The following is a 23,931-nucleotide window of genomic DNA, read 5'->3' on the forward strand; positions in this document are numbered from 1 at the left end:
TCGCGTTCACAAAATTATGCTCCCTTAAAGCCTAACAGATAGCCTCATGGTTTTCCGCGAGCAATCCTGGCCCGCAGCCCACGACACATCAGAATATTTAATTCGGTAACATTGCTCTATAATGGAATTTATAATTCGCTCAGATGCTTATACAGGCAAGTCGTTATCGGAATTGCCGTCCCGGAGGTGAAATGAACTGTTTACTGCGCATTCGAAGCCGTTACGCCATGCTGGCCCAGAGTGACCGCAAGCTGGCCGACTTTCTGCTCGCCGAGCCCGATCGTGCACGCCATCTCAGTTCACAGCAGCTGGCGGAAGAAGCCGGCGTCAGCCAGTCCAGCGTCGTAAAATTCGCGCAGAAGCTCGGGTTCAAAGGCTTTCCAGCGATGAAGCTGGCCATCAGCGAAGCGCTCGCCAGCGGCCAAAATCCTAACTCCGTGCCGGTGCATAACCAAATTTTAGGGGATGACCCGCTGCGGCTTGTTGGGGAGAAGTTGATTAAAGAGAATATCGCGGCGATGCACGCCACGCTGGATATCAATGCGGAAGAGAAGCTGCTGGCGAGCGTTTCACTGCTGCGCAATGCGCGGCGCGTGATGCTGGTGGGAATAGGCGCCTCTGGCCTTGTAGCGAAGAATTTTTCGTGGAAGTTAATGAAGATTGGCATTCACGCCGTCGCCGAGCAGGATATGCATGCCCTACTGGCAACCGTACAGGCAATGACGCCGGAAGACGTGCTGCTCGCCATTTCCTATTCGGGCGAGCGCCGGGAGATAAATCTGGCCGCCGATGAAGCGCTTAACGCAGGCGCGAAAATCCTCGCCATTACCGGATTCACGCCTAACGCTTTACAGCAACGCGCCAGCCTGTGTCTCTACACCATCGCAGAAGAACAGGCGACGCGTAGCGCGGCCATCTCCTCCACTAGCGCCCAGATGATGCTGACAGACCTGCTATTTATGGCGCTGGTGCAGCAGGATCTGGAAAACGCGCCGGAGCGGATTCGCCAGAGCGAGGCGTTGGTGAGGAAGCTGGTTTAGGGAGAAATTGACACAGGGATAGAACTCCCGGCAATCAATAATACTATTGGATGATAATATCACCCAATGTTTCCGGCTACTCAACATCAGAGCTGTTAATTCTCAATCTACGATCACATATAAAAAACCTTCGTTTTAGGTAACATCCATAGCGCTATCGTTAATCACATAAGGAAGGTAGAAAAGCCACAACCAAACCCGAAAGGAAGAAGGATGAGCACAAACGATCTGACCACCGTTGAACTGGGAAAAATTCGTGCCGAAATCGCAAAGCGGTTAGCATCAACCTCAAAGCTAAACAGAAAATCAGCGTGGTACCAATTGTCATGCAGCCGTAACGGCCTTCCTGCTCAAACCGATTTGACACGGAGTTCTTTCGGGGGCTTTTAAGAGGTTAATTATACGGCTAGTCGAAGAATACTCGCCCCACTCCAGCACAACTTTAAGCGCGAGAAATCGAGCCAGGATACTCTTGTAACCAAATAGCAGATCTGGCAGGTGTTGCTAGCAAAAACTGCTGGGGAAAATACACAGATGGCGCAAAACCGCGTATCATATCCCTCCACATCCTCTTCTTCATAGATACTCAGTGGGCTCGAAAATACTGGGAAAAATGCACGATATTGGTGCTAAGGTTTAAACACAAAAATGATTAGATATTATTTTTACTTGCTCAAGAAAAAATTAGAACCCAAAAAAGCCAGGTTATTTTTCAATACATCATATTCGTCTCGGAGAAAGAAAAACAAGATACTCTCTAAGGCCGGAATTAAAATTGATAATAAATCATCTATAGTAGCGCCTTTTTATTTTGAATTTGGAAATATACATTTTTCCGGTGAAGTGCTTGTTAATGTTGGATGTAACTTCCTTGATAATGAGATGATAACAATAAAAACAGGAACCATGATTGGCCCCAACGTAACGTTAACCACGGTCAGTCACCATGTAGAACCGGCTTTGCGACATGGTGTAAACATTCTAGCTCCGATAAACATAGGGGAAAACGTATGGATCGGCGCAGGTGCCGTCGTGTTGCCCGGCATAACTATTGGAGATAACAGCGTTATTGCTGCGAACAGCGTTGTAACAACAAATGTTCCCGCTAACTCCATGTATGCTGGAACACCTGCTATATACAAAAGAGATCTAAGCTAATGCTGGATAGCCTATCCAACATTAATTTTTTACGCTGAAACACCAGGCCTTACCATTCCATTTCTGATAGACCCCATCGGGAGATAAAGAGGTTGAGTGGTCAGGTAAAGGGCCAATTTCTGTGACAGTGATTGCATTGCCTGTTCTGGTGTCATAAACAGTTTTGCTCCGATGATCCTCTACCAGAGTCCAGAGCAATTTTTTTTCATCAAAAATCGCCACATGATTATCTGGAATTTTCGGCGGTTCAATGTCTGTGCAATATGCTGGTAACCCAGTATGTGGCGCTATATAAGCATCACCAGCACCGATAAACTCTTGGGTATCTGCACGCAGATTATAAATTTTAATAGTTTGTGCTGCTTCATTCATTTTAAATGACATAATTATTTATCCAGATTTATAACCGGAAAATTATGCAAGCTTCACAATGTAGTTAAATGCCATATTTTTTACGGTGTTTTCTGTATTACCGACAGCATCAACAGTGACGGTATGGCCATGGCTACCGGCAGCATCCGTTGAAGATACTGTGGTATTTATTCCCATCATAAATCCCGTTATTCACTGGTACCTTCCATTCATAAGCTGGGTAATTTTGAATAGCATGAGAATGCTGACCTTGCGCATCTGTTCCTTTAGTTCCCAAGTCGGTAGCCGCTGCACTCGCCGTGTGGTTATGCAATTTAATACCGTCAGCTTCAGCGCAGAGGACAGCACGCCCGTTAACGGGCTTACCTTTTATCATCTGCCCACGCATATCTGGGATAACGGCGTTGGGATAGGCAATCGCAAGGTTGGGATATTGCTCCGGGTCAAATGGCCGGCCTGAAAGCGTAACGGTGGCTTGTTTTGCCACCTGGGTGACCGCATTTTTCAATATGCTGGCAAAATTGTTAATGTCGCCGTCATCCAACACATCTGCATCGGCTACTTCTGAGATAAATTGTGCTAACCCAGCCGCGCAAAATGTTCCCTGGCGCAACGCTTTATTCACCTGAGCGCTGCTGGCCTTACCGCCGGCAAAGCCGCTTAACAGCGCGGGCAAATTTTCCCATTCATTTTACGGCGTGACGTTGGCGTCAGGCCGGGTTGTAAAAGGTTTACACTGATTTGTAGCCATTAGAGTTTCCTCTCCCATGCGCCGTCGTCAAAACCGGCGATATAGTGATTGTTGATATCAAAACCAAAGAATTTGCCGCCCTGAGACGGCGCTTCAACCGAAGGTGTCTGAATATCCCCCGCCCAGACTCCCGCCGCTTGCCGAAACCAGGTCACCAGATGACGTATTGCGCACCACAATAGTGTTCCGTCCCCACATCGCGGAAGAGAGCGTTTGAGCGTTGTAGGCCTGCATCAGCTTTTGTTCACCGGGGAGGTTTTCATCAGCGTCACGGTGAGGGTGTAGCGGCGTAGCCACTGGTTGTTGATAAATTCAGGGTCCGGCGTGATTTCACCGCACTGCAAAAATGTGAGATCCAGCCTGTTCAGCTCGGCGTTGTTTTGCGGCACGTTCAGGCCATCGCGAAATAGAGCAGCCACCGCCTGGGCTCCTGGACCATAAAAGCTGCAGGTGACGTCAACGGATTCGGTGCTTTGCAGCACGCTCTGGTCGCTGTCCTGCGAATGGAAGAAAGGCGTTTCAGCCTGCTTCACGTTGGTAAAAAAGTCACACCAGGTAATGCCAGCTTCCGGCGTGGCGGGCGGTGGATCGCTCCACTTCGCCATCACCATTTCCGGCGGCAGGCCTGATACGCCGACTATCCAGCCTGTAAGATCCGCATCGAGTGCATCGTCGTAGTGTGGCGATGCCCCCAACGGCGTCAGAAAGCCTGGACGCGTGGTGTCATTCATTGATTTCTCCAAAGAAAAACCGCCCGCAGGCGGTTAGGTTCAGGCTTACAGTCCCTTCGCTTGCAGGCGAGCCAAATGGTCGACGTACAGTTTCACTGGGTCGGTGTTGTTGGCGACCACGCCGGCCAGCTGGTTAATGGCATCAACGTGATCCATTGAATAATCCGAGCCAATCACCTTGCCCAGATGGCTGCTGTAGCGGCCGACCAGGCCGTCGTTCTGGAAACGTTCGTTGGTAAACAGGATGGAAAATGCCAGCATGGCGACGTGCAGCGGGTCCAGGTTGTTCATCCCCTGATGCAGCGGGTTGTAGTCGATAATCCCGCTCCATGAGTAGTAGTAAACGCCGTTATCCAGCTCTTTACCCTGGCCGCCCCACTCTGCCGGAAGCCCCTGCGGGTACTTCTTGTTAAAGGCCGCCACCCCTTCGCTGGTCAACGCATCCAGAGCGTCGACGCCGGATTGAGGCAGGCGAGGCTCACCGGCCAGGGCAGAAAGCAGCTGGCCAAAGGCCGACAGCGCTGCATTGGCGATAGACTCCGGCAAGCGCCCCGGCTTCAGCGCCAGGCGAACCAGGTCTGCGACTTCAGAGCCGTGGTTAACGCCGTTCACGGAGGTCACCGAGGCGATAAGATCCGGATGGGTCGCCGCGACGTAACGACAGGCCAGCGGGCCCTGGCTGTGGCCGATCAGGTTAACTTTCGCCGCACCGGTTTCGGCCTGCACTTTACGAACAAACTCAAGCAGCTGTTCACCGCGCATCTCATTGCTGTTCAGCGCGGAAAGCGTGGCGATGTAAACCTTAGCCCCGGCCTTCTCCAGCGCCTCTTTGATGCCGTAGAAATAGGGATAGATCCCGCCGATTTTGTCGAAACCCAACAGGCCGTGAACCAGAACAATCGGGTACTTCAGGGATGTAGACATAGGAATGACCTCTTTGACGTAGGAATAAAAAAGCCTCGAAAATTCGAGGCTTATCTCAGGCACTGATTGCGGATGTACTCCTGCAGCCCCGCTAGCTGCTTGTTGCTCGTTTCGATACGCTCCCGGAGACGGAAATAATCCCGTTCAGCGGCGTCAGTAAGTCCGGGGGAGGCTGCATCATCCAGCCCGGAGGTGGAGGTGGGGCGAGGCACTGTTTGGCAGGTGGCGCTGACGCGCAGCCGCCGAGCACCAGCGGCCACATCACGCTGCAGATTTTCAATGGTGAGCCTGGCATGGGTTAACTCCTCGCTATAGTGAGCATCAAGCCCGGCGACAGCCCGCTGGCGTTGCACAAGGTTTTGCAGTTCAGTTTTCTGTTGAGCAAGCTGCTGCAAAGCTGACTCAGCCCTTTGCTTTTGAGCGTCATAGCGCTGATGAAACCACCAACAGCTCGCGATAAGCAGAGCAAAAACCACCAGCACAATCGGGGTGACCGGCTTCATTTTTCCGCCTCCGGCCAGCGACAAAGCTGGTACTCGACTTCGCGACGGTTGATTAGCCCTTGCCACTGTTTGCCGCCCGCCCAAATCCATTTTTTCAACCCGGCGCAGGCCTGCCCGTAATCTCCGGCATTTAACGCCCTTAGCACGGAGGAGCGCAGGAAGGCGGTGGTCCCAACGTTATAGGTAAAGCTGATTAATGCCGCGCGTTGGTACTCACTAACCGGAACGGTTACCGCTTTTGATACCGCCTGTGCTGCGGGGCGGAGATCTTTATCAAGTAAGGTCTGGCACTCTGATGGGCTGTACGTTTTATCGGGAATAATGTCATTGCCGGTATGGCCGTAACAGACCGTGAGCACCCCGGCGACATCGTAATACGGCCTGTAGCTCACGCCTTCAAGCTCGGGCAGTAGCGTGCCGGCGATGGTCAGAGCGCCCGCCCCTGACAATCCGAATAATGCTTTTCTGAGTCCGGGAGAAAGAGCCATTAGCTGCCTGCCTTTTTCAGTACCTTGCTGACTGCCCTGACAATCTCAATCTGCTCGGCTCGGTTTCGGTTCTGCAAGTCATCCACCAACGTCTGGAGGATGCGGGTGCGCTTTTGGTCTTCAAGGCGCTGTCGGCGAGCATCCAGCCTGCCTCCCAGCCACGAAGCCAGTGAAATCAGTACGCTAAGCAGTCCGAATATCATGTAGACCATATCCTGTGTCGTGATACCCAGACCGGCGGCAAGCGCCGCCAGCCACGCAAAAGACTGCGTGACCAGATTTGCGGGTTGGTCATTCATGGGGGAACCTTCGGTTGAAGTGTCGAACTGCCGTTGGGGTAAAGAAGGACTGCGGTATTAAATCAGCGGGATAGATTTCCCACGTCGGGTTTGCCTGCCGGAAGCCTGCGGTAAGCCGGACTCCGTCATCGGCGCGGCCTGATAAACACTTCTCTGCCTGGCGTCCAGCTTCTGACGCAGCCGGGAATGGTATTCAGCCTGCTGGATGATTTGCAGACCATAAATGTTAATGACCTCCAGCGCCTTATCAGGCCGGGGCGTAGGTTTGCGGGTTAACGAGAGAATGGGCCTTACGTCAGGTTTTGCCCTCACCCCAACGAAAAGCGGGTTAGCGGCTTTCCAGGCGGCCTGCTTAGCTTCGCGGCGCTGGCGGCGGCGTGTCTGTGCGTCCATACAACCTCCTGTCAATCAACTTTGGTGATATCTCTGCGATATCCCAAAGCTTCTTGCTTTGGTGTATGTGCCCTTTTTCAGGGCCTGATGTTAAGGAGCGTTCACTTGCCTTGTGAGTCGGTGCGTCCTGCCGATGAATTGATATTGAACCAATGGTACAAATCAGTCAAGAACCAAAAGTACGAATTATAGATAAAAAAATGCAAAAGTAAGCTAACCATCTAAAATACAAAGTAAAAAAAACCCGCTTGCGCGGGATTCGAAACATCAGCAGGAGAGAAAGGATTCATGCGTGACGGCGAATCGAATGGCTATACATCACCCGGCCAATGATTTTGAGATTCTGTTCGTTCTCTTCGCTGATGCGCCAGTCGGCATATTTGGGGTTGTCCGAACGCACCAGCAGGCAGTCGTGGGTCATTTGCAGGCGCTTCACCAGCAGTTGCCCTTTATAGAGGAACACGTAAATCCCGTCCCCGTCGAAATAATCTTTGCCGATGTCCACAAAGATATAGTCGCCCAGTTCGATGGTGCCGGACATGCTGTCGCCGGTGACGGTAATCACCTTGATCGTCGAGGCCGGGCGGTGACCAAACAGTTCCAGCGCCTCCTGGCTGTCGTAAACGATATGGTTGATTGTCTCAGTCACTTCGCTGGAAATCAGCCGCCCCGGCCCGGCGCTGGCTTCTATATCCAGCACATCGATGCGGAACCCCTGCTCTTCGCGCGGCTGGAAATCGTAGATTGCCGTCTCTTCTGAATGGGCGGCATTTTCACGCCCTTCGGCAACATAGCCACTTTCGCTGCCGTGCTGGAGCCACAGAACATCGGCCTGGAGAAAGGTCGCCAGTTCGTACATCTTGTCCTGCCTGGGCATAGCTTCAGCGTTAAGCCACTTGCTGACGGCCTTGGAGGAAACGCCCAGCGCGCGCGCTATTGCCATACCGCGCCCAAACTCATCGAGGTTTGCTTCGCTGCAGGCCTGCGCCAGCCTGCGGGAGAATGCTTCGCGCAGTTGCTCTCTCTGTACCATAAGTACGATCCTGTCGTGTTTATCGTGACCAATAGTTCAATGATAACACGTACTGAAAGTACACAAAGCACAAAACTTAAAGGCTCAGTGTCATTGGGGATGATTTGCTTTTGTGGTAAAGTGCGCGCCATCGAAACTTCCTTGCTTAAGCAGCTTCGTTTAACCAAATTTAATACTGGTTAAATATACATGCTTTTGCAATTTTTCGAGCGCGAAATGTGAATATATCTTTTAGATCGGCGGGTTCAGGTAACAGGTTGAAATGGCGTTATTAATTACGAAGAAGTGCATCAACTGCGATATGTGCGAGCCGGAGTGCCCGAACCAGGCTATCTCGATGGGAGATTCTATCTACCAGATCGATACCGACCGCTGCACGGAATGCGTTGGCCACTACGAAACCCCGACCTGCCAGAAAGTTTGCCCCATTCCAGGGACGATTATCAGCGACCCGGCGCACAAAGAAAATGAAGAGCAGCTGTGGGATAAGTTCGTGCTGCTCCACCATGCGGATAAACTCTAGCTTTCGATTATCACCGTCGCACAGGCGTAATGACGTTCGTCCGCCAGCGTAACGTGCACCGAGCGCACGCCCATTTTTTCCGCCAGCCGCTGCGCCTCTTCCCAAAACCGCAGCTGAGGCTTGCCAAGCGGGTCGTTAAACACTTCGAACTGATTAAACGCCAGCCCGTTGCGAATGCCGGTGCCAAACGCTTTAGCCGCCGCCTCTTTTACCGCAAAACGCTTAGCCAGAAAACGCACCGGCTGCTGATGAGCCTGATACTGAGCCCATTCGTTCTGGCTCAGCACGCGTTTCGCCAGCCTGTCGCCCGAGCGGGAGATTACGCTCTCAATGCGCGCAATCTCCACGATATCCGTGCCGAGGCCCAGAATCGCCATTAGCGACGCGCTTCCTGCATCAGGCGTTTCATTTCAGCCACGGCTTCTTTCAGACCGCTCATCACCGCACGCCCGATAATCGCGTGGCCAATGTTCAGCTCATGCATTTCAGGAATACGAGCAATGGCCTGGACGTTGTGGTAGGTCAGGCCATGGCCAGCATTGACCTTCAATCCTTTAGCAGCAGCATAGCTCGCGGCTTCGGCGATACGCGCCAGCTCTTTGGCCTGAGTGGCTTCATCCTCTGCATCCGCATAGCAGCCGGTATGAATTTCAATGTAAGGCGCGCCTACGGCAACCGCGGCGTCAATCTGCGCATGGTCGGCATCAATAAACAGGGACACCAGAATGCCCGCATCGGCCAGACGCTGGCAGGCATCGCGCATTTTGTCTAACTGACCGGCGACGTCAAGGCCGCCTTCGGTGGTCACTTCCTGACGCTTTTCCGGCACCAGGCAGCAGAAATGAGGTTTAGTCTGGCAGGCAATACCGATCATCTCTTCGGTGACCGCCATTTCAAGGTTCATGCGAGTATCGAGGGTTTCACGCAGGACGCGAACGTCACGGTCGGTGATATGGCGGCGATCTTCGCGCAGGTGCACGGTAATGCCGTCGGCTCCCGCCTGCTCCGCGATAAACGCGGCCTGAACCGGATCCGGGTACGCCGTACCGCGCGCATTGCGCAGGGTAGCGATGTGATCGATGTTGACGCCTAACAGTAATTCAGCCATGACAATCCTCAGAGTTCGCAGACAGATGCCGGGCAGTGTACACCTGCCGGGGAAAGCCTGGCTACGTTCTGTGATTACTGTGAGCTATCCGAAGGTTTAGGTGGCGTTTTTTTAGGCACAAACTGGCGGAACAGCTCGCGGCTTTTGAGGGGCTTGCCCTGCAGATAAGGCTTGAGGGCCATGCGGGTGAAGCGTTTGGCGGCACGCAGCGTGTCGGCGTCCGGAAATTCGCGTTCGGCAAGTGCTCTGAGCTGGCGGCCGGTAAAGCTGCTGTTACCAATCACCACGCTGGCAATGAAGCCTTTTTCTTCGCGATAAGTGTAGGTCATGGTGTCGTCCACGCTCTCCCCGCTGCCGGCACAGTGCAGGAAGTCCACGCCGTAACCCAGATGCCCCAGCAGCGCCAGCTCAAAACGGCGCAGCGCAGGCTCCGGCGTGCCGATGGCTCCGGCTAAAGCCTGAATACAGTGGAGATAATCAAAGAACAGCTCGGAAAAGCGGGTTTCTTGCTCAAGAACGCGAGCCACCAGCTCATTCACGTACAAGCCACTGTAGAGCGTGATACCGCTAAGGGGGAGTGCCAGAGAGACCGCTTCGGCGCTGCGCAGCGTTTTAACTTCGCCACGGCCGCCCCAGCGAACCAGCAGAGGGGTAAAAGGCTGTAAAGCACCTTTCAGATTAGAACGTTTGGAGCGCGCGCCTTTAGCTATCAGGCGGACGCGTCCGGACTCTTCGGAGAACAGGTCGAGCAGAAGGCTGGTTTCGCTCCAGGGGCGACTATGCAGGACAAAAGCCCGTTGCCAGCCTTCCATTAGGTTAGCTCAGGTCGTCGGTATAACCGAGGCTGCGCAGCGCACGCTCGTCGTCGGCCCAGCCGGATTTCACCTTAACCCACAGTTCGAGGTGCACTTTGGCTTCGAACATCTCTTCCATGTCTTTACGGGCTTCGATGCCGATGGTTTTGATTTTGGCACCTTTGTTGCCAATCACCATCTTCTTCTGCCCTTCACGCTCAACGAGGATCAGCCCGTTGATGTCGTAGCCGCCGCGCTCGTTAGTCACAAACTGCTCAATTTCCACGGTCACGGAGTACGGCAGTTCAGCGCCCAGGAAACGCATCAGTTTTTCACGGATGATTTCAGATGCCATAAAGCGCTGGGAACGGTCGGTAATGTACTCTTCCGGGAAGTGATGAAGAGCTTCCGGCAGGTGCTTACGAACGATCCCGGCGATGGTATCGACGTTCATTCCGGTTTCCGCAGAAATCGGCACGATATCCAGGAAGTTCATCTGGCTGCCGAGGAACTGCAGGTGCGGCAACAGAATGCTTTTATCCTGTACGTTGTCGACCTTGTTAACGGCCAGAATCACCGGCGCACGGCTGTCGCGCAGTTTGTTCAGCACCATTTCGTCATCCGGCGTCCAGCGGGTGCCTTCGACAACGAAAATGACCAGCTCAACGTCACCGATAGAGCTGCTCGCGGCACGGTTCATCAAACGGTTGATGGCGCGTTTTTCTTCCATGTGCAGCCCTGGGGTATCGACGTAAATCGCCTGATACGGCCCTTCGGTATGGATGCCCATGATACGGTGACGCGTGGTCTGCGCCTTACGCGAGGTAATAGAGACTTTCTGCCCAAGCAGCTGGTTTAGCAGCGTGGATTTGCCGACGTTCGGACGGCCAACGATGGCCGCAAAGCCGCAATATGTTTTTTCTTCGCTCATTCCAGCTCCAGCTTTTTCAGCGCCTGCTCAGCTGCAGCCTGTTCCGCTTTACGGCGGCTTGAACCTGTCCCTACGACCGGCTCAGGCAGGCCACTCACCTGACAGTGAATGGTAAATTCCTGATCGTGCGCTTCGCCACGCACCTGCACCACCAGATAGGACGGCAGCGGCAGATGGCGGCCCTGCAGATACTCCTGCAAGCGCGTTTTCGGATCTTTTTGCTTGTCGCCTGGACTGATTTCGTCGAGACGGGTCTGATACCACGAGAGAATCAGACGCTCAACGTTCTGAATATCACTGTCGAGGAAGACGCCACCAATCAGCGCCTCCACGGTATCGGCAAGAATCGACTCCCGACGGAAGCCGCCACTTTTCAGCTCACCTGGCCCAAGGCGCAGGCACTCGCCCAGTTCGAACTCACGGGCGATTTCCGCCAGCGTATTGCCACGCACCAGCGTCGCGCGCATGCGGCTCATATCACCCTCGTCTACGCGAGGAAAACGGTGATACAGCGCATTCGCGATAACATAACTGAGAATGGAGTCACCCAGAAACTCAAGACGCTCGTTGTGTTTGCTGCTGGCACTGCGGTGCGTTAATGCCTGTTGCAACAGATCCTGATGTTGAAAAGTGTAGCCCAGCTTCCGCTGCAGCCTATTTATTACGATGGGATTCATGCGATACCAAAATTAATGAATGCGTCAACTATTCAGCACACGGAACAGACCTGAAAAAAGGAAACCAACGCTGTTTCGTGTGCCGTGGCTCCCTTTCGGGAGCCAATCTTTAAAGGCGGGAATATTCTATACACAACGACAGGGGATGTCGTTAGTTTGTGGGATTAATTGTTTAATGAATGCCGCCAATGCGGTTCAAACGAACACCCGTTGGCCATTCACCTTCTTGTTTCTCGAAACTCATCCAGATCGCTGTCGCTTTACCGACCAGATTTTGCTCCGGAACAAAGCCCCAATAGCGGCTATCTGCGCTATTGTCGCGGTTATCACCCATCATGAAATAATGACCCGGTGGAACAATCCACGTGGCCAAAGGCAGACCGGACTGCTGGTAGTACATGCCTACCTGATCCTGGGCAATTGGCACCGTCAGGATGTTATGCGTGACTTCGCCGAGCGTCTCTTTACGTTCGCTCAGACGAACGCCGTCATCACGGGTCTGGTCTTTCGGCATCTGGAAGAAACCGGAGGTCGCTTCGCTGCCGTTGCGGCGGGCAAATGTCTGCACAAAATCACTGGCTTCCACGTTGGAATAGGTGATTGGCAGCGCATTGTCACAGGCCTGGCCGGAACTGCAGTTTGGCTGAACGGTGACTTCTTTCGACTGCGGATCGTAGCTTACGCGGTCGCCCGGCAGCCCTACAACGCGCTTAATATAATCCAGGCGTGGATCCTCAGGATATTTAAATACCGCAATATCGCCGCGTTTAGGGTGCCCGGTTGCAATTAAGGTCTTCTGATAAATCGGATCTTTAATTCCGTAGGCAAACTTCTCTACCAGAATAAAATCGCCGATTAACAGCGTCGGCATCATCGAACCAGAAGGGATCTGGAAGGGTTCATAAATAAATGAACGCACCACCAGCACGATCGCCAGCACCGGGAACACGGACGCGCCCGTTTCCAGCCAGCCCGGTTTCGGGCCCACTTTTTTGAGCGTTTTTTTGTCCAGTGCATCACCGGTGGCAGCCTGCGCTGCCGCCTGTTTTTCACGACGCTTAGGTGCAAAGATAAACCTATCCAGACACCATAAAATGCCCGTCACCAACGTGGCTACCACGAGGATCAAAGCAAACATATTCGCCATGCCAACTCCTTAGATTATTTGCCGTCTTTGCCGACATGCAGAATGGCGAGGAACGCTTCCTGAGGCAGCTCGACGTTACCGACCTGCTTCATACGCTTCTTACCGTCTTTCTGTTTCTGCAACAGCTTTTTCTTACGGCTCACGTCACCGCCGTAGCATTTTGCCAGTACGTTTTTACGCAGCTGTTTCACCGTTGAACGCGCGATGATGTGGTTGCCAATGGCCGCCTGAATCGCGATATCAAACTGCTGGCGAGGGATAAGCTCTCTCATCTTCTCAACCAACTCACGCCCGCGATACGGCGCGTTATCGTTGTGTGTGATAAGCGCCAGCGCATCAACGCGATCGCCATTGATCAGTACATCAACGCGCACCATGTTGGAAGCCTGGAAACGTTTGAAATTGTAATCCAGCGACGCATAGCCGCGGGAGGTAGACTTCAGACGGTCAAAGAAGTCGAGCACCACTTCTGCCATTGGGATTTCATAGGTCAGCGCAACCTGGTTGCCGTGATACACCATGTTGGTCTGCACGCCGCGTTTTTCGATACACAGCGTAATCACGTTCCCGAGGAACTCCTGCGGCAGCAGCATGTGACATTCAGCGATTGGCTCACGCAGCTCTTCAATGTTGTTTAACGGCGGCAGCTTGGACGGGCTGTCGACATAGATAACCTCTTTGCTGGTGGTCTGCACTTCGTAAACTACGGTCGGCGCGGTGGTGATCAGATCGAGATCGTATTCACGCTCCAGGCGCTCCTGAATGATCTCCATGTGCAGCAGGCCCAGGAAGCCACAGCGGAAGCCGAAGCCCAGCGCCGTTGAGCTTTCTGGCTCGTAGAACAGGGAGGCGTCGTTCAGGCTAAGCTTGCCGAGCGCATCACGGAAGTTTTCGTAGTCGTCGGAGCTAACCGGGAACAGGCCAGCATAAACCTGCGGCTTCACTTTTTTAAAGCCTGGCAGCGCTTTATCCGCCGGATTACGGGACAGGGTCAGGGTATCGCCCACCGGCGCGCCCATGATGTCTTTAATTGCGCAGACCAGCCAGCCTACTTCCCCGCACTTCAGCTCGGTACGGTCAATTTGCTTCGGCGTGAAGATGCCAAGGCGGTCGGCGTTGTACACCTGCCCGGTACTCATGACTTTGACTTTGTCGCCCTTACGCAGGGTGCCGTTTTTCACGCGGATCAGGGAAACAACGCCCAGATAGTTATCGAACCAGGAGTCGATAATCAGCGCCTGCAGCGGCGCATCCGGGTCACCTTCCGGTGGCGGGATATCACGCACCAGGCGTTCTAATACGTCCGGTACGCCAACGCCGGTTTTCGCGGAGCAGCGCACGGCATCGGTGGCGTCGATGCCCACGATGTCTTCAATTTCTTCGGCCACGCGTTCTGGATCGGCTGCCGGCAGGTCAATTTTGTTCAGAACTGGAACCACTTCCAGATCCATTTCCATCGCGGTGTAGCAGTTGGCCAGGGTTTGAGCTTCAACACCCTGCCCGGCATCAACCACCAGCAGCGCGCCTTCACAGGCCGCCAGCGAGCGGGAAACTTCATAAGAGAAGTCAACGTGCCCCGGGGTATCGATGAAGTTGAGCTGGTAAGTTTCACCGTCACTGGCTTTATAGTCGAGGGTGACGCTCTGCGCTTTGATGGTGATACCACGTTCGCGTTCCAGATCCATGGAGTCGAGGACCTGCGCGGCCATTTCACGGTCGGACAGGCCGCCGCAAATCTGGATGATACGGTCAGACAGCGTCGATTTACCGTGGTCGATGTGGGCAATAATAGAAAAGTTACGTATATTCTTCATAGTTAGAGGTTTTATGCCTTACAAATGGCCTGTGAGCTCGGCGCTTCGCGCTGTACGGAGCAGGATGTCAGTGACTGTCTTCTGCCTGAAACGCCGCATTCTACACTACAACCAGAAAGTGAGGAAACTGCTCATCCTGCAAGCTTCGGTAAGCCATACGCAGGATGTGCAAAGAGAGGTCAGTCGAAGGGAATTTACTGATTTTCAGCCGGGGGCGAAGCGGTGTCGACGCGCAGGGCATCCGGGCCAAGCGCAACGCTAAGAATCACCGGTTGCCAGCTCTCACGACGGCTGAAATGTTGGGAAAAACCGCGCGCGAGCAGAAAGCCGCCAACACCGCCGAGCAAAGCACCGCACATCGCAGCCAGGTTAGTCCCAAACAGAGTCTGGAACAGGCCGGAACACAGAAATAGCCCGACCAGCGGCGACATATAAACCAGAAGAGCCGAACCTAACAGGCTACCTTCCGCAATGCCCAGCTCCACTTTTTGCCCCGCCACCAGCGGCTGTTCGCTTGGAACAGTCAAAAGATGGCTGGTCTGCGGCCCCAGCTTATTCAATACGCGAGTGCCGCATCCCGAGCGAGAAGCGCAGCTGTTACAAGAGGCTTTCACATCACAGTGCAGTAACGCTTCACCGTTTTGCCATGAGACGACCGTCGCCCACTCTTTGATCATTGCGCAGCTCCGTTGAACTTGACGCTATCGCCAATGCGCTTTGCCGTTTGCGGAGGTAGTTCGCCGACAACCGTGATTTCGGTTTTATCGCGAATTTCCGTGCTCACGGTACGGCGGCCGGTGCGTACCAGCTGCTCGCCGTTGGTGCCCTGCGACGGCGCCTGGCTAATATTCACCGAGAAGCTGAACAGGCCGTCAGAATAGAGGCGAGATTCAATAGGCACGCCGACGGTTGGCAGAGGCCTGCGGCTGCTCGAAACCTCGTTAAACCCTTGCGGCAGCCATGAAGGCGCCCAAGAGAACTTCGCTTTTTCCGCTCCCGGCACGGACAGCAGCGGCGGTAATGTCGCCTTCGCTAAATTCTGCATCAGGCCGCTCGCCTGATCGCCCACGGAAAAAGAGACAACCCGGAACTGTTCAAGGGTTTCGCCGTCGCGATCCAGTAAATCAACGCGCAGCGGCAGCTTGGTTTCGGTATCGATCCAGACAATATAGTTGTAGCGCGTACCATCGCGGGCCACGACGCGAATCACTTCGCATAGCCTGTCGGCAATACGCGTCCGCCCGACGGAAATAAAGTCGTAGTACGGCGTCAGGCGCTTGAAGTCGGTATAAACGATGGAGGGCAGAGAATCGACAATGTAATCCCCGGTGAGCGTAAATGGCTCAAGCCCAGGTTCAAAGTAGCTGATTTCGTTGCCGCGCTGCACGACCTCACGACGCGGGCCGTCCATTTGCAGGAATTGAGCAAGCGGGCGATTATCAAGACGTGCGTGGCGATAACTAAGAGACTCAATCCCTTGCTTGCTGATATTGATAAACGCCAGCTCATAGTTGAGTGACTGACTCGCCTGGTTCATCTGCTGCAACAACGCCCCGGACGAAACAGTGTCCGCCGAGGCGTTGGAGGTGAACAACAGGCCGCCTGCCACGAGAGACAGGGCACACCAAAGTTGCTTCATTACTGCGATTGCGTTCCTAAAGTTTGGTTTCCTGGCACCTGCACAGCGGCCTGCTGGGTTTGCGCCTGTTCAAACTGGAGCTGCTCGGAGTGTAAACGACGCTGCAATTCATAATCCTGCAGCATAGCGTTAATACGACGACGCTGTTCCTGTACTTGCTGACTGCTGTTGCTCGCCGTGGTCTCAGACGGCACGCCCAGGCTTACCGGACTGGCTTTGCCCATCATCGGCAAGGTGTTAAACACCGGCGTTTCCGGCTGAGCTGAGCTGTCAGATTGACCATTATAGTGCTGCACGCCCACAATAACCGCAAGCGATACGCACGCGGCAACGCCCATCTGCGTCAGCTGGCTTGCCCACGGACGCACCTTATGCCAGAACGGCATTTTCTGCCATTGCTGAGGCTGCGGCTGTGATTCAGTAATGAGCGGCGCGACGTTACGCACTGGTTCATTCGCGATAGCCGCCATCACGTTGGCAGAAATATCGAAATGAAGCACTTCGCTGGTATCTCCGCGCATCGTGTCGCGGATCAGATGGTAACTCTGCCAACTTTGCTGCAGTTCGCTGTCGTTAGACAAACGGTTGAGCAGCTCGCTATCGAGAGATTCGCCATCCATTAAAGCGGAAAGTTGTTCTTTCTGCATGCCTAAATACCCTTCCAGTAATCCGCTATCGTCAACGCCTGATAAGCGGTTGAACTTTATTATCAATAGCTTCCCTTGCGCGGAAAATACGAGAACGCACAGTACCTACCGGGCAATCCATAATGGCGGCTATCTCTTCATAGCTCAGGCCATCCAACTCCCGCAACGTGATTGCCATGCGTAAATCTTCCGGGAGCGACTCAATAGTACGGAAAACTATCTGTCTCAGTTCCTCAGACAACATTAAGTTCTCAGGGTTCGAAATTTCTTTCAATGCGCTGCCACTTTCGTAGTTTTCCGCATCGATAGCGTCCACATCACTTGAAGGTGGACGGCGCCCCTGAGCAACCAGATAATTTTTTGCCGTGTTGACCGCAATGCGATACAGCCACGTATAAAAGGCACTATCGCCACGGAATGAATCCAGTGCGCGATACGCTTTGATAAAAGATTCCTGCACCACGTCGGGAACATCACCCGAAGGTACATAACGGGAAACCAGGCTCGCAACCTTATGCTGGTAGCGCACCACCAGTAGGTTAAATGATTTCTGATCTCCCTTTTGGACCCGTTCGACGAGGACCTGATCCGTTAACTGCTCGCTCATCCGAGGTAATGTCTCCCCAAACCCAATTTCCACGCGTAATCGAAATGCCACTCGAACCCTGCATTTTTGAGCAAGCTTTGAGTTGGAGTGCCCGAGGCCAGCAAAGTTCCGTTACGCCTTTGTTTTTCTGTCATGTTTAGCGGATTGCATCTTTTCATTATAAGTTCCGCTTCGCAAAACGGTAACGCCGATTCTTCTGAATCAATGCTTAAAAAGTTAGCGAGCAGAGTATCGCATGAATCAAGGTATTTCATCATTTAATCTGCCGTTTACCGCACCTATGGGGGATTTATTTATAGAATTTGACTCATCTCTCCCCGAGAGATTCATCGGCTGCTTTGTTTAGTTAACACAACGCTCAAACAAAAAAAGAGTGTTCATGCTCCCACCCGGTGCTATGCTGCGGCCATTCCTGTTTAGTAAATTAAACATCATGAACTCAAATAGCGATCTGGTCTGTGACGTATTAATCGTCGGTAGCGGCGCTGCCGGCCTCTCTCTCGCGCTACGTCTGGCTGAAACCAGCAACGTCATCGTGTTAAGTAAAGGTCCAATCAGCGAAGGTTCTACCTTTTACGCTCAAGGGGGGATCGCCGCCGTTTTCGATGAAACCGACAGCATTGCTTCCCACATCGACGATACGCTGATTGCCGGAGCCGGAATCTGTGAGCGCGATGCGGTAGAGTTTGTCGCCAGCAATGCGAAGCACTGCGTTCAGTGGCTGATTGACCAGGGCGTCATGTTCGATACCCACACCCTGGCCAATGGTGAAGAGAGCTACCATTTGACGCGGGAAGGCGGCCATAGCCATCGCCGTATTCTTCATGCAGCCGATGCAACCGGCAAAGAAGTTGAGACCACGCTGGTCAGCAAAGCCCTTAATCACCCAAACATTCGGGTCATCGAGCGCAGCAACGCCGTCGATTTAATTATCTCTGACAAGATTGGCCTGCCGGGCACACGCCGTGTGGTCGGAGCCTGGGTCTGGAACCGGAATCTTGAAAAGGTCGAAACCTGCCGGGCGAAGGCAGTAGTTTTGGCCACCGGCGGCGCCTCGAAGGTTTATCAATACACCACCAACCCGGATATAGCCTCTGGTGACGGTATTGCTATGGCATGGCGTGCGGGCTGCCGCGTTGCCAACCTTGAATTTAACCAGTTTCACCCGACTGCGCTGTTCCATCCCCAGGCCAGAAACTTCCTGCTTACGGAAGCGTTACGTGGGGAAGGCGCATACCTGAAGCGCCCTGATGGCTCACGATTCATGCCGGAATTTGATGAGCGCGCAGAGCTTGCCCCCCGAGATATCGTCGCCAGAGCTATCGATCACGAAATGAAACGCCTGGGTGCAGACTGCATGTACCTCGATATCAGCCATAAGCCAGAAGCGTTTGTTCGCCAGCACTTCCCTACTATTTATGAAAAACTGCTTGGGTTGGGCATCGATTTAACCAAAGACTCAGTTCCCATCGTACCTGCCGCACATTATACCTGCGGTGGCGTGATGGTTGATGAGCATGGGCGTACCGACGTTGACGGGCTGTATGCTATCGGCGAAGTAACCTATACCGGGCTGCACGGCGCAAACCGAATGGCGTCAAATTCACTGCTTGAATGCCTGGTCTATGGCTGGTCCGCCGCAGAAGATATTCTCAAGCGCTTGCCGTATGTCCGTGAAAGCAAAAACCTTCCCGCCTGGGACGACAGCCGCGTAGACAACCCTGATGAACAGGTCGTCATCCAGCACAACTGGCATGAGCTGCGGCTATTTATGTGGGATTACGTCGGCATCGTGCGTACCACCCGTCGCCTCGAGCGAGCGCTGCGGAGGATTACTATGCTGCAGCAGGAGATTGATGAGTACTATGCCAACTTTCGGGTTTCAAACAACCTTCTCGAGCTAAGAAACCTGGTGCAGGTTGCCGAACTTATCGTGCGCTGCGCCATGCAGCGTAAAGAGAGCCGTGGCCTGCACTACACGCTTGATTATCCGGAACAGCTGGCTGAATCCGGCCCAAGCGTACTCTCGCCGCTTTACATAAACAGATAGAAATCCTGGGTCAGACTACAATAGCCTTCAGAGTAGGCCTGGTCTGGCCCTCGAATCACCAGGCGGTCGTTGTAGTATTCTCCGCCCGTTGGGGAAAGTGCGAGCATTACCCGATGCGGCAGGCGGGTTTCATTGTCGGCCACGTCGGTGCGATAGCGTACATGCCAGCCCTGTGATTTCGCCAGCTCGCTGAACGCCGTACCTGCGGTTTCCGGCATAATCACACAGAAAAAACCATCCTCGGTGATCAACTGTTCAGCGCTGCTGAGGAGTGCCTGATGATCCAGGGTCGTCGTGTAGCGAGCCTGGGCGCGTTCCGCAGACGCACAGTTGCTGCCCTGCTCAAAGAAGGGTGGGTTGCTGACTATCAGCGAGTAGCGCTGGGTTGCCTGCTGCGCCCATTCACGAATATCGGCACAGTGCACGTTAATACGCGAAGCCCAGCGGCAGCCTTTCGCGTTTTCTGCCGCCTGCCCGGCGGCCACCGGATCCAGTTCAACGGCTTCAATCGTGACGTCATCGGCGGTTCTTTGGGCCAGCATCAGCGCCAGCAATCCGCTGCCAGTGCCAATATCCAGAACGCTTTTCACGTTCACCACCGGCACCCACGCGCCAAGTAGCGTCCCATCGGTCCCCACTTTCATCGCGCAGCGATCGTGTGCCACAAAGAACTGTTTGAAAGTGAAACCATCCCGACGTAATACCGCTTTTTGATCCGACATCTTATCTACCTTGCAAAGAAACCGCCGTAGCATAAGTGAAACGAGCGACCACGGAAAGACACAAACAGATGAAGATCGCGGGCATAACGTCTATAATCGGCGTCCCAAATAGAGGTAGACCATGACTGTAAGCACTTTTTCCGAACTCGAACTTGATGAAAGCCTTTTGGACGCGCTCCAGGAGAAGGGCTTTACTCGCCCGACAGCAATCCAGGCTGCGGCCATTCCTCCTGCACTTGAAGGGCGCGATGTGCTGGGTTCAGCACCAACGGGTACCGGTAAAACCGCAGCTTACCTGCTGCCAGCGCTACAGCATCTGGTCGACTTCCCACGTAAAAAATCCGGCCCGCCGCGAATTCTTATCGTGACGCCGACCCGTGAACTGGCGATGCAGGTTGCCGACCACGCGCGTGAGCTGGCAAAGCATACCCATCTGGATATTGCGACCATCACCGGCGGCGTGGCATATATGAACCACGCTGAGGTTTTCAGCGAGAACCAGGATATTGTGGTCGCCACCACCGGCCGACTGCTGCAATACATTAAGGAAGAGAACTTCGACTGCCGCGCGGTTGAAACCCTGATCCTTGATGAAGCGGACCGCATGCTGGACATGGGTTTTGCTCAGGATATTGAAACCATCGCGGCAGAAACCCGCTGGCGCAAGCAAACCATGCTGTTCTCCGCAACCCTGGAAGGCAACGCGGTTAAAGACTTTGCTGAGCGCCTGCTGGAAGATCCGGTGGAGGTTTCCGCCACGCCTTCCACCCGTGAACGCAAGAAGATCCATCAGTGGTACTACCGCGCTGATGACGTTGAGCACAAAACAAAATTGTTGGTTCACTTGCTGAACCAGCCTGATACCACCCGCTCTATCGTCTTCGTACGTAAGCGCGATCGTGTGCATGAGCTGGTTGCCTGGCTGCGCGAAGCGGGCATCAACACCTGCTATCTCGAAGGCGAAATGGTGCAGGCCAAGCGTAACGAAGCCATCAAACGTCTGACCGACGGCCGCGTTAATGTCCTGGTTGCCACCGACGTCGCTGCCCGTGGGATCGATATTCCTGACGTTAGCCACGTATTCAACTTTGACCTGCCACGTACCGCGGATATCTACCTGCACCGTATCGGCCGTACCGGTCGTGCTGGTATGAAAGGTACTGCGATTTCACTGGTTGAAGCACACGATCATCTGCTGCTGGGTAAAATTACCCGCTACATGAAAGAGCCGCTGAAGTCCCGCGTCTTCGATGAACTGCGCCCAACCACGCGCGCGCCAAGCGAGAAGCTGACCGGTAAGCCATCGAAGAAAGTACTGGCCAAGCGCGAAGAGAAGAAGAAAGAGAAAGACAAAGAGAAGCCGCGCGTTAAAGTACGTCACCGTGACAAGAAAAACGTCGGCAAGCGCCGCAAGCCAAGTGCGGCTGCTGCGACAGAATCGACAAAAGTCGACGAATAACATCCACGCCGGGAAAACCCCGGCGTTTTTTATTGCCCCGACTCAGCGTTCTCCTGCAGGCATTCCATAAAAATCTTCATCGCCGGGCTGATCACCTTCCCCGCATGATGCGCACAGATCGCATTGATCGTCAGCAACGGTTCGCTGAACGGCAGCTCCACTAGCTCCCCGGACAAAAGCTCTTTCTCAACGGTAAAACGAGGCAAAAAGCTCACACCGAGATTCGCGGCCACGCACTGCTTAATACTTTCAATGCTCCATAGCTCAATGGTGTTTTCCAGCGTGATCCTGCGCTTTCTCAACTGTTCTTCAAAGATCTGCCGGAACACGCACTGCGGCTCGTTGATCACAAAACTGACCGGGATGTGCATGTCCGTATGTCGGAAGTCAATCTCCTGGCGTGCCGGCGACGCCACCAGCACCAGCGAAGGCTCACTAATCGCCTGCATATGCAACGCTTCGTCATTCCCCACGCGGTAGAACACGCCGAGATCGACCCGATCGTCCAGAAGCGCGTCGCGAATCGTGTAGCAGTTCAAAGACTGCAGAGAGAGTTTGACTCGAGGCGCCCTCTCCTTAAAACGCTGTAGCACGCGCGGCATCTTGTACGCCAGCAGCGTTTCACCACTTGCGACCCTGAGTTCACCCTCTGGCTCAGAGCCCTGCCTGGCGGCCTGCCTGATGGTATCGATGACGCGCGTCAGCTCATAGACGTGAGGCATGAGCTTTTTGCCGCTTTCGGTTAAACGCATCCGTCGGCCAATTTTTTCAAACAGCTGCAGCGAAAGCTCCTGTTCAAGCTGCTGAATATGAAAAGTGACCGTCGACTGCGTGCAGCATAGCTTCTGGGAGGCCAGCAGGAACGAGCCTTCCTCAACCACCGTTTTTAACGTGACAAACCGACGTAAATCCATTCAGCCTCCATTACATCGAAACCATCGAACTCTGAGTATAGAAACATTCATTTTTTTAAAGCTTCCGGTTTGCGTACTCTCAGCGAAAACACAGGAGAACTCAAGTGGTCGCCATTTTCTTTAGCGCTTTCTGGACGTACACCCTCATTACCGCCCTGACGCCAGGGCCCAACAATATTCTGGCGTTAAGCACCGTCACCAGCCACGGGCTGCGGGAAAGCACCCGCGTGCTGGCGGGAATGAGCCTTGGATTTCTGATTATCATGCTGCTGTGTGCGGGCATCGCCTTCTCACTCGTCAGCCTCGATCCGCGGTTTACCCGCGTGCTTAGCTGGGTGGGCGCGGTTTACATTTTGTGGCTGGCGCTGAAGATTGCCACCAGCCAGCCGCCGGGCTCGACGACTGAAGCTCAGCCGGTCGGCTTCTGGGCCAGCTTTGGCCTGCAGTTCTTAAACGTAAAAATTATTCTTTACGGCATCACAGCCCTGTCGACCTTTGTTTTGCCGTATACGGCGGAGATAAGCGGCATCGTGGGAATGAGCGTGGTGCTGGCGGCAATAGGGTGTTTGGGGAATCTTTGCTGGGCGCTGGCTGGCCATCTGTTCCAGAAGGTCTTTCAACGCTTTGGACGTTCGCTGAATATTATTCTGGCGTTGATGCTGGTTTACTGTGCGGTGCGGATTTTTTACTAACGTAAAAGAGCGCCAGAAGGCGCTCTTTATTTATTACGGCGGGAACTGAATTACAGGCTTTCAGTGAAAGTACGGGTGATCACGTCGCGCTGCTGTTCCGGGGTCAGAGAGTTAAAACGAACCGCATAGCCGGAAACACGAATTGTCAGCTGCGGATATTTTTCCGGATGCTTAACCGCATCTTCCAGCGTTTCACGACGCAGAACGTTAACGTTCAGGTGCTGACCACCTTCTACGCGAACTTCTGGTTTTACTTCCATCGGAATTTCACGGTATTCAAACTGACCCAGTTTGCTGACCGCAACAACTTCATCTTCTGCAAAACCCGCTTTCGCGCATACGCAGCGAGCTTCACCTTTTTCATTGTCGAGCAGCCAGAAAGAATTCAGAAGTTCGTCATTTGCCGCTTTTGTAATTTGGATACCAGTAATCATTTTATTTCTCCCTTAGGGTAATGTGCTGATTCTTTGGGCCAGCTCTCTGGCTCATTGGTAAAACCTTTGTTGCTTTGTTGT

Annotated in this window: 27 protein-coding genes and 5 pseudogenes; 6 read left to right on the forward strand and 26 right to left on the reverse strand. The window is 53.6% G+C overall.

Features of this window, described 5'->3' with window-relative positions; all coding sequences use genetic code 11:
- Positions 1-191: 191 nt before the first annotated feature.
- On the forward strand, positions 192-1,040 hold the full coding sequence (locus ACE38U_RS05210) for a MurR/RpiR family transcriptional regulator (RefSeq protein ID WP_176981927.1): 849 nt from the start codon (positions 192-194) through the stop codon (positions 1,038-1,040).
- Between the two features lie 648 nt (positions 1,041-1,688).
- Positions 1,689-2,198 carry a DapH/DapD/GlmU-related protein gene (locus ACE38U_RS05215; protein ID WP_176981926.1) on the forward strand — a complete coding sequence of 170 codons (510 nt, stop codon included), beginning with the start codon at positions 1,689-1,691 and terminating at the stop codon, positions 2,196-2,198.
- A 42-nt stretch (positions 2,199-2,240) separates the two neighbouring features.
- On the opposite strand, the pseudogene ACE38U_RS05220 reads toward ACE38U_RS05215, so the two are convergent.
- From ACE38U_RS05220 to ACE38U_RS05270, 11 genes and pseudogenes are all read right to left on the reverse strand, one after another.
- Positions 2,241-2,582, reverse strand: a pseudogene (locus ACE38U_RS05220) (tail fiber assembly protein); the annotation flags it as partial.
- Between the two features lie 30 nt (positions 2,583-2,612).
- A pseudogene (locus ACE38U_RS05225) lies at positions 2,613-3,033 on the reverse strand (phage tail protein); the annotation flags it as partial.
- A gap of 287 nt (positions 3,034-3,320) precedes the next feature.
- Positions 3,321-3,461 (reverse strand): annotated as a pseudogene (locus tag ACE38U_RS05230) (DUF2612 domain-containing protein); the annotation flags it as partial.
- Positions 3,457-3,602: pseudogene (locus tag ACE38U_RS05235) on the reverse strand (tail tube family protein); the annotation flags it as partial. The pseudogenes ACE38U_RS05230 and ACE38U_RS05235, both read right to left, overlap by 5 nt.
- Positions 3,603-3,641: 39 nt before the next feature.
- Positions 3,642-4,052, reverse strand: a pseudogene (locus tag ACE38U_RS05240) (phage neck terminator protein); the annotation flags it as partial.
- A gap of 45 nt (positions 4,053-4,097) precedes the next feature.
- On the reverse strand, positions 4,098-4,976 hold the full coding sequence (locus ACE38U_RS05245) for a lipase family alpha/beta hydrolase (protein ID WP_375529293.1): 879 nt from the start codon (positions 4,974-4,976) through the stop codon (positions 4,098-4,100).
- 50 nt (positions 4,977-5,026) lie between these two features.
- Positions 5,027-5,479 (reverse strand): lysis protein, encoded by a 453-nt coding sequence (locus ACE38U_RS05250; protein ID WP_375529294.1) that lies wholly within the window; start codon positions 5,477-5,479, stop codon positions 5,027-5,029.
- Positions 5,476-5,967 (reverse strand): lysozyme, encoded by a 492-nt coding sequence (locus ACE38U_RS05255; RefSeq protein WP_375529295.1) that lies wholly within the window; start codon positions 5,965-5,967, stop codon positions 5,476-5,478. Before ACE38U_RS05255 ends, ACE38U_RS05250 begins: the two co-directional genes overlap by 4 nt.
- Positions 5,967-6,266, reverse strand: a complete 300-nt coding sequence (locus ACE38U_RS05260; RefSeq protein WP_375529296.1) for a hypothetical protein — start codon at positions 6,264-6,266, stop codon at positions 5,967-5,969. Before ACE38U_RS05260 ends, ACE38U_RS05255 begins: the two co-directional genes overlap by 1 nt.
- A 57-nt stretch (positions 6,267-6,323) precedes the next feature.
- Positions 6,324-6,659 (reverse strand): antitermination protein N, encoded by a 336-nt coding sequence (locus ACE38U_RS05265; RefSeq protein WP_375529297.1) that lies wholly within the window; start codon positions 6,657-6,659, stop codon positions 6,324-6,326.
- A 286-nt stretch (positions 6,660-6,945) separates the two neighbouring features.
- Positions 6,946-7,692: a LexA family transcriptional regulator gene (locus ACE38U_RS05270; RefSeq protein WP_375529298.1), complete on the reverse strand. Its 747-nt coding sequence runs from the start codon at positions 7,690-7,692 to the stop codon at positions 6,946-6,948.
- 262 nt (positions 7,693-7,954) lie between these two features.
- Between ACE38U_RS05270 and ACE38U_RS05275 the strand changes: the two genes are divergently transcribed.
- Positions 7,955-8,215, forward strand: coding sequence for a YfhL family 4Fe-4S dicluster ferredoxin (locus tag ACE38U_RS05275; RefSeq protein WP_038479813.1), 261 nt, complete (start codon positions 7,955-7,957; stop codon positions 8,213-8,215).
- On the opposite strand, the gene acpS is transcribed toward ACE38U_RS05275, so the two are convergent.
- The 12 genes from acpS to rseD all read right to left on the reverse strand — a co-directional run bounded on the left by acpS (position 8,212) and on the right by rseD (position 17,836).
- Positions 8,212-8,592 (reverse strand): holo-ACP synthase, encoded by a 381-nt coding sequence (gene acpS / locus ACE38U_RS05280; RefSeq protein ID WP_038479810.1) that lies wholly within the window; start codon positions 8,590-8,592, stop codon positions 8,212-8,214. The genes ACE38U_RS05275 and acpS overlap by 4 nt on opposite strands.
- Positions 8,592-9,323, reverse strand: a complete 732-nt coding sequence (gene pdxJ, locus ACE38U_RS05285; protein WP_038479807.1) for a pyridoxine 5'-phosphate synthase — start codon at positions 9,321-9,323, stop codon at positions 8,592-8,594. The genes acpS and pdxJ overlap by 1 nt, the downstream gene beginning before the upstream one ends.
- 74 nt (positions 9,324-9,397) lie before the next feature.
- A complete protein-coding gene (recO, locus tag ACE38U_RS05290; protein WP_038479804.1) occupies positions 9,398-10,135 on the reverse strand; it encodes a DNA repair protein RecO in 738 nt (245 codons plus the stop codon).
- Between the two features lie 4 nt (positions 10,136-10,139).
- The gene (era, locus tag ACE38U_RS05295) at positions 10,140-11,048 is read right to left on the reverse strand and encodes a GTPase Era (RefSeq protein ID WP_038479801.1); all 909 of its coding nucleotides are present in this window, start codon (positions 11,046-11,048) and stop codon (positions 10,140-10,142) included.
- Positions 11,045-11,725 carry a ribonuclease III gene (gene rnc / locus ACE38U_RS05300; protein WP_008459505.1) on the reverse strand — a complete coding sequence of 227 codons (681 nt, stop codon included), beginning with the start codon at positions 11,723-11,725 and terminating at the stop codon, positions 11,045-11,047. Before rnc ends, era begins: the two co-directional genes overlap by 4 nt.
- Positions 11,726-11,897: 172 nt before the next feature.
- Positions 11,898-12,872 (reverse strand): signal peptidase I, encoded by a 975-nt coding sequence (gene lepB / locus ACE38U_RS05305; protein ID WP_038479796.1) that lies wholly within the window; start codon positions 12,870-12,872, stop codon positions 11,898-11,900.
- A gap of 14 nt (positions 12,873-12,886) precedes the next feature.
- Positions 12,887-14,686, reverse strand: a complete 1,800-nt coding sequence (gene lepA, locus ACE38U_RS05310) for a translation elongation factor 4 (RefSeq protein ID WP_038479793.1) — start codon at positions 14,684-14,686, stop codon at positions 12,887-12,889.
- 194 nt (positions 14,687-14,880) lie between these two features.
- On the reverse strand, positions 14,881-15,363 hold the full coding sequence (rseC, locus tag ACE38U_RS05315) for a SoxR-reducing system protein RseC (protein ID WP_038479790.1): 483 nt from the start codon (positions 15,361-15,363) through the stop codon (positions 14,881-14,883).
- Positions 15,360-16,325, reverse strand: a complete 966-nt coding sequence (gene rseB / locus ACE38U_RS05320; RefSeq protein ID WP_375529299.1) for a sigma-E factor regulatory protein RseB — start codon at positions 16,323-16,325, stop codon at positions 15,360-15,362. The genes rseC and rseB overlap by 4 nt, the downstream gene beginning before the upstream one ends.
- Positions 16,325-16,972, reverse strand: coding sequence for an anti-sigma-E factor RseA (gene rseA / locus ACE38U_RS05325; RefSeq protein WP_176981916.1), 648 nt, complete (start codon positions 16,970-16,972; stop codon positions 16,325-16,327). The genes rseB and rseA overlap by 1 nt, the downstream gene beginning before the upstream one ends.
- A 31-nt stretch (positions 16,973-17,003) precedes the next feature.
- Positions 17,004-17,579 (reverse strand): RNA polymerase sigma factor RpoE, encoded by a 576-nt coding sequence (gene rpoE, locus ACE38U_RS05330; RefSeq protein WP_016537822.1) that lies wholly within the window; start codon positions 17,577-17,579, stop codon positions 17,004-17,006.
- Positions 17,576-17,836 carry a rpoE leader peptide RseD gene (gene rseD / locus ACE38U_RS05335; RefSeq protein ID WP_038479781.1) on the reverse strand — a complete coding sequence of 87 codons (261 nt, stop codon included), beginning with the start codon at positions 17,834-17,836 and terminating at the stop codon, positions 17,576-17,578. Before rseD ends, rpoE begins: the two co-directional genes overlap by 4 nt.
- Positions 17,837-18,012: 176 nt before the next feature.
- Between rseD and nadB the strand changes: the two genes are divergently transcribed.
- Complete coding sequence (gene nadB / locus ACE38U_RS05340) at positions 18,013-19,629, forward strand: L-aspartate oxidase (protein ID WP_176981915.1); 1,617 nt, start codon at positions 18,013-18,015, stop codon at positions 19,627-19,629.
- Here the strand turns inward: nadB and trmN are convergent.
- On the reverse strand, positions 19,614-20,351 hold the full coding sequence (gene trmN, locus ACE38U_RS05345) for a tRNA(1)(Val) (adenine(37)-N(6))-methyltransferase TrmN (RefSeq protein WP_375529300.1): 738 nt from the start codon (positions 20,349-20,351) through the stop codon (positions 19,614-19,616). The genes nadB and trmN overlap by 16 nt on opposite strands.
- Positions 20,352-20,472: 121 nt before the next feature.
- Between trmN and srmB the strand changes: the two genes are divergently transcribed.
- Positions 20,473-21,810, forward strand: a complete 1,338-nt coding sequence (srmB, locus tag ACE38U_RS05350; protein WP_154187941.1) for an ATP-dependent RNA helicase SrmB — start codon at positions 20,473-20,475, stop codon at positions 21,808-21,810.
- A 29-nt stretch (positions 21,811-21,839) separates the two neighbouring features.
- Here the strand turns inward: srmB and ACE38U_RS05355 are convergent, their stop codons facing one another.
- The gene (locus ACE38U_RS05355) at positions 21,840-22,724 is read right to left on the reverse strand and encodes a LysR family transcriptional regulator (RefSeq protein WP_375529301.1); all 885 of its coding nucleotides are present in this window, start codon (positions 22,722-22,724) and stop codon (positions 21,840-21,842) included.
- 104 nt (positions 22,725-22,828) lie between these two features.
- On the opposite strand from ACE38U_RS05355, the gene eamB reads away from it, so the two are divergent.
- Entirely contained in the window at positions 22,829-23,416 is a 588-nt protein-coding gene (eamB, locus tag ACE38U_RS05360; protein WP_375529302.1) for a cysteine/O-acetylserine transporter, read from the forward strand.
- A gap of 50 nt (positions 23,417-23,466) precedes the next feature.
- Here eamB and grcA read toward each other — a convergent pair whose 3' ends face one another.
- Entirely contained in the window at positions 23,467-23,850 is a 384-nt protein-coding gene (grcA, locus tag ACE38U_RS05365) for an autonomous glycyl radical cofactor GrcA (RefSeq protein WP_016537828.1), read from the reverse strand.
- Positions 23,851-23,931: the final 81 nt, after the last annotated feature.

It is taken from the genome of Cedecea selenatireducens (genome assembly GCF_042138895.1).
Lineage (GTDB): Bacteria > Pseudomonadota > Gammaproteobacteria > Enterobacterales > Enterobacteriaceae > Cedecea > Cedecea selenatireducens.

Excerpts from the sequence above, each read along its gene's own strand:
- ACE38U_RS05210 (WP_176981927.1), top strand. The coding sequence starts at position 192 with ATGAACTGTTTACTGCGCATTCGAAGCCGTTACGCCATGCTGGCCCAG.
- ACE38U_RS05215 (WP_176981926.1), top strand. The coding sequence starts at position 1,689 with ATGATTAGATATTATTTTTACTTGCTCAAGAAAAAATTAGAACCCAAA.
- ACE38U_RS05245 (WP_375529293.1), bottom strand. The coding sequence starts at position 4,976 with ATGTCTACATCCCTGAAGTACCCGATTGTTCTGGTTCACGGCCTGTTG.
- ACE38U_RS05250 (WP_375529294.1), bottom strand. The coding sequence starts at position 5,479 with ATGAAGCCGGTCACCCCGATTGTGCTGGTGGTTTTTGCTCTGCTTATC.
- ACE38U_RS05255 (WP_375529295.1), bottom strand. The coding sequence starts at position 5,967 with ATGGCTCTTTCTCCCGGACTCAGAAAAGCATTATTCGGATTGTCAGGG.
- ACE38U_RS05260 (WP_375529296.1), bottom strand. The coding sequence starts at position 6,266 with ATGAATGACCAACCCGCAAATCTGGTCACGCAGTCTTTTGCGTGGCTG.
- ACE38U_RS05265 (WP_375529297.1), bottom strand. The coding sequence starts at position 6,659 with ATGGACGCACAGACACGCCGCCGCCAGCGCCGCGAAGCTAAGCAGGCC.
- ACE38U_RS05270 (WP_375529298.1), bottom strand. The coding sequence starts at position 7,692 with ATGGTACAGAGAGAGCAACTGCGCGAAGCATTCTCCCGCAGGCTGGCG.
- ACE38U_RS05275 (WP_038479813.1), top strand. The coding sequence starts at position 7,955 with ATGGCGTTATTAATTACGAAGAAGTGCATCAACTGCGATATGTGCGAG.
- acpS (WP_038479810.1), bottom strand. The coding sequence starts at position 8,592 with ATGGCGATTCTGGGCCTCGGCACGGATATCGTGGAGATTGCGCGCATT.
- pdxJ (WP_038479807.1), bottom strand. The coding sequence starts at position 9,323 with ATGGCTGAATTACTGTTAGGCGTCAACATCGATCACATCGCTACCCTG.
- recO (WP_038479804.1), bottom strand. The coding sequence starts at position 10,135 with ATGGAAGGCTGGCAACGGGCTTTTGTCCTGCATAGTCGCCCCTGGAGC.
- era (WP_038479801.1), bottom strand. The coding sequence starts at position 11,048 with ATGAGCGAAGAAAAAACATATTGCGGCTTTGCGGCCATCGTTGGCCGT.
- rnc (WP_008459505.1), bottom strand. The coding sequence starts at position 11,725 with ATGAATCCCATCGTAATAAATAGGCTGCAGCGGAAGCTGGGCTACACT.
- lepB (WP_038479796.1), bottom strand. The coding sequence starts at position 12,872 with ATGGCGAATATGTTTGCTTTGATCCTCGTGGTAGCCACGTTGGTGACG.
- lepA (WP_038479793.1), bottom strand. The coding sequence starts at position 14,686 with ATGAAGAATATACGTAACTTTTCTATTATTGCCCACATCGACCACGGT.
- rseC (WP_038479790.1), bottom strand. The coding sequence starts at position 15,363 with ATGATCAAAGAGTGGGCGACGGTCGTCTCATGGCAAAACGGTGAAGCG.
- rseB (WP_375529299.1), bottom strand. The coding sequence starts at position 16,325 with ATGAAGCAACTTTGGTGTGCCCTGTCTCTCGTGGCAGGCGGCCTGTTG.
- rseA (WP_176981916.1), bottom strand. The coding sequence starts at position 16,972 with ATGCAGAAAGAACAACTTTCCGCTTTAATGGATGGCGAATCTCTCGAT.
- rpoE (WP_016537822.1), bottom strand. The coding sequence starts at position 17,579 with ATGAGCGAGCAGTTAACGGATCAGGTCCTCGTCGAACGGGTCCAAAAG.
- rseD (WP_038479781.1), bottom strand. The coding sequence starts at position 17,836 with ATGATGAAATACCTTGATTCATGCGATACTCTGCTCGCTAACTTTTTA.
- nadB (WP_176981915.1), top strand. The coding sequence starts at position 18,013 with ATGAACTCAAATAGCGATCTGGTCTGTGACGTATTAATCGTCGGTAGC.
- trmN (WP_375529300.1), bottom strand. The coding sequence starts at position 20,351 with ATGTCGGATCAAAAAGCGGTATTACGTCGGGATGGTTTCACTTTCAAA.
- srmB (WP_154187941.1), top strand. The coding sequence starts at position 20,473 with ATGACTGTAAGCACTTTTTCCGAACTCGAACTTGATGAAAGCCTTTTG.
- ACE38U_RS05355 (WP_375529301.1), bottom strand. The coding sequence starts at position 22,724 with ATGGATTTACGTCGGTTTGTCACGTTAAAAACGGTGGTTGAGGAAGGC.
- grcA (WP_016537828.1), bottom strand. The coding sequence starts at position 23,850 with ATGATTACTGGTATCCAAATTACAAAAGCGGCAAATGACGAACTTCTG.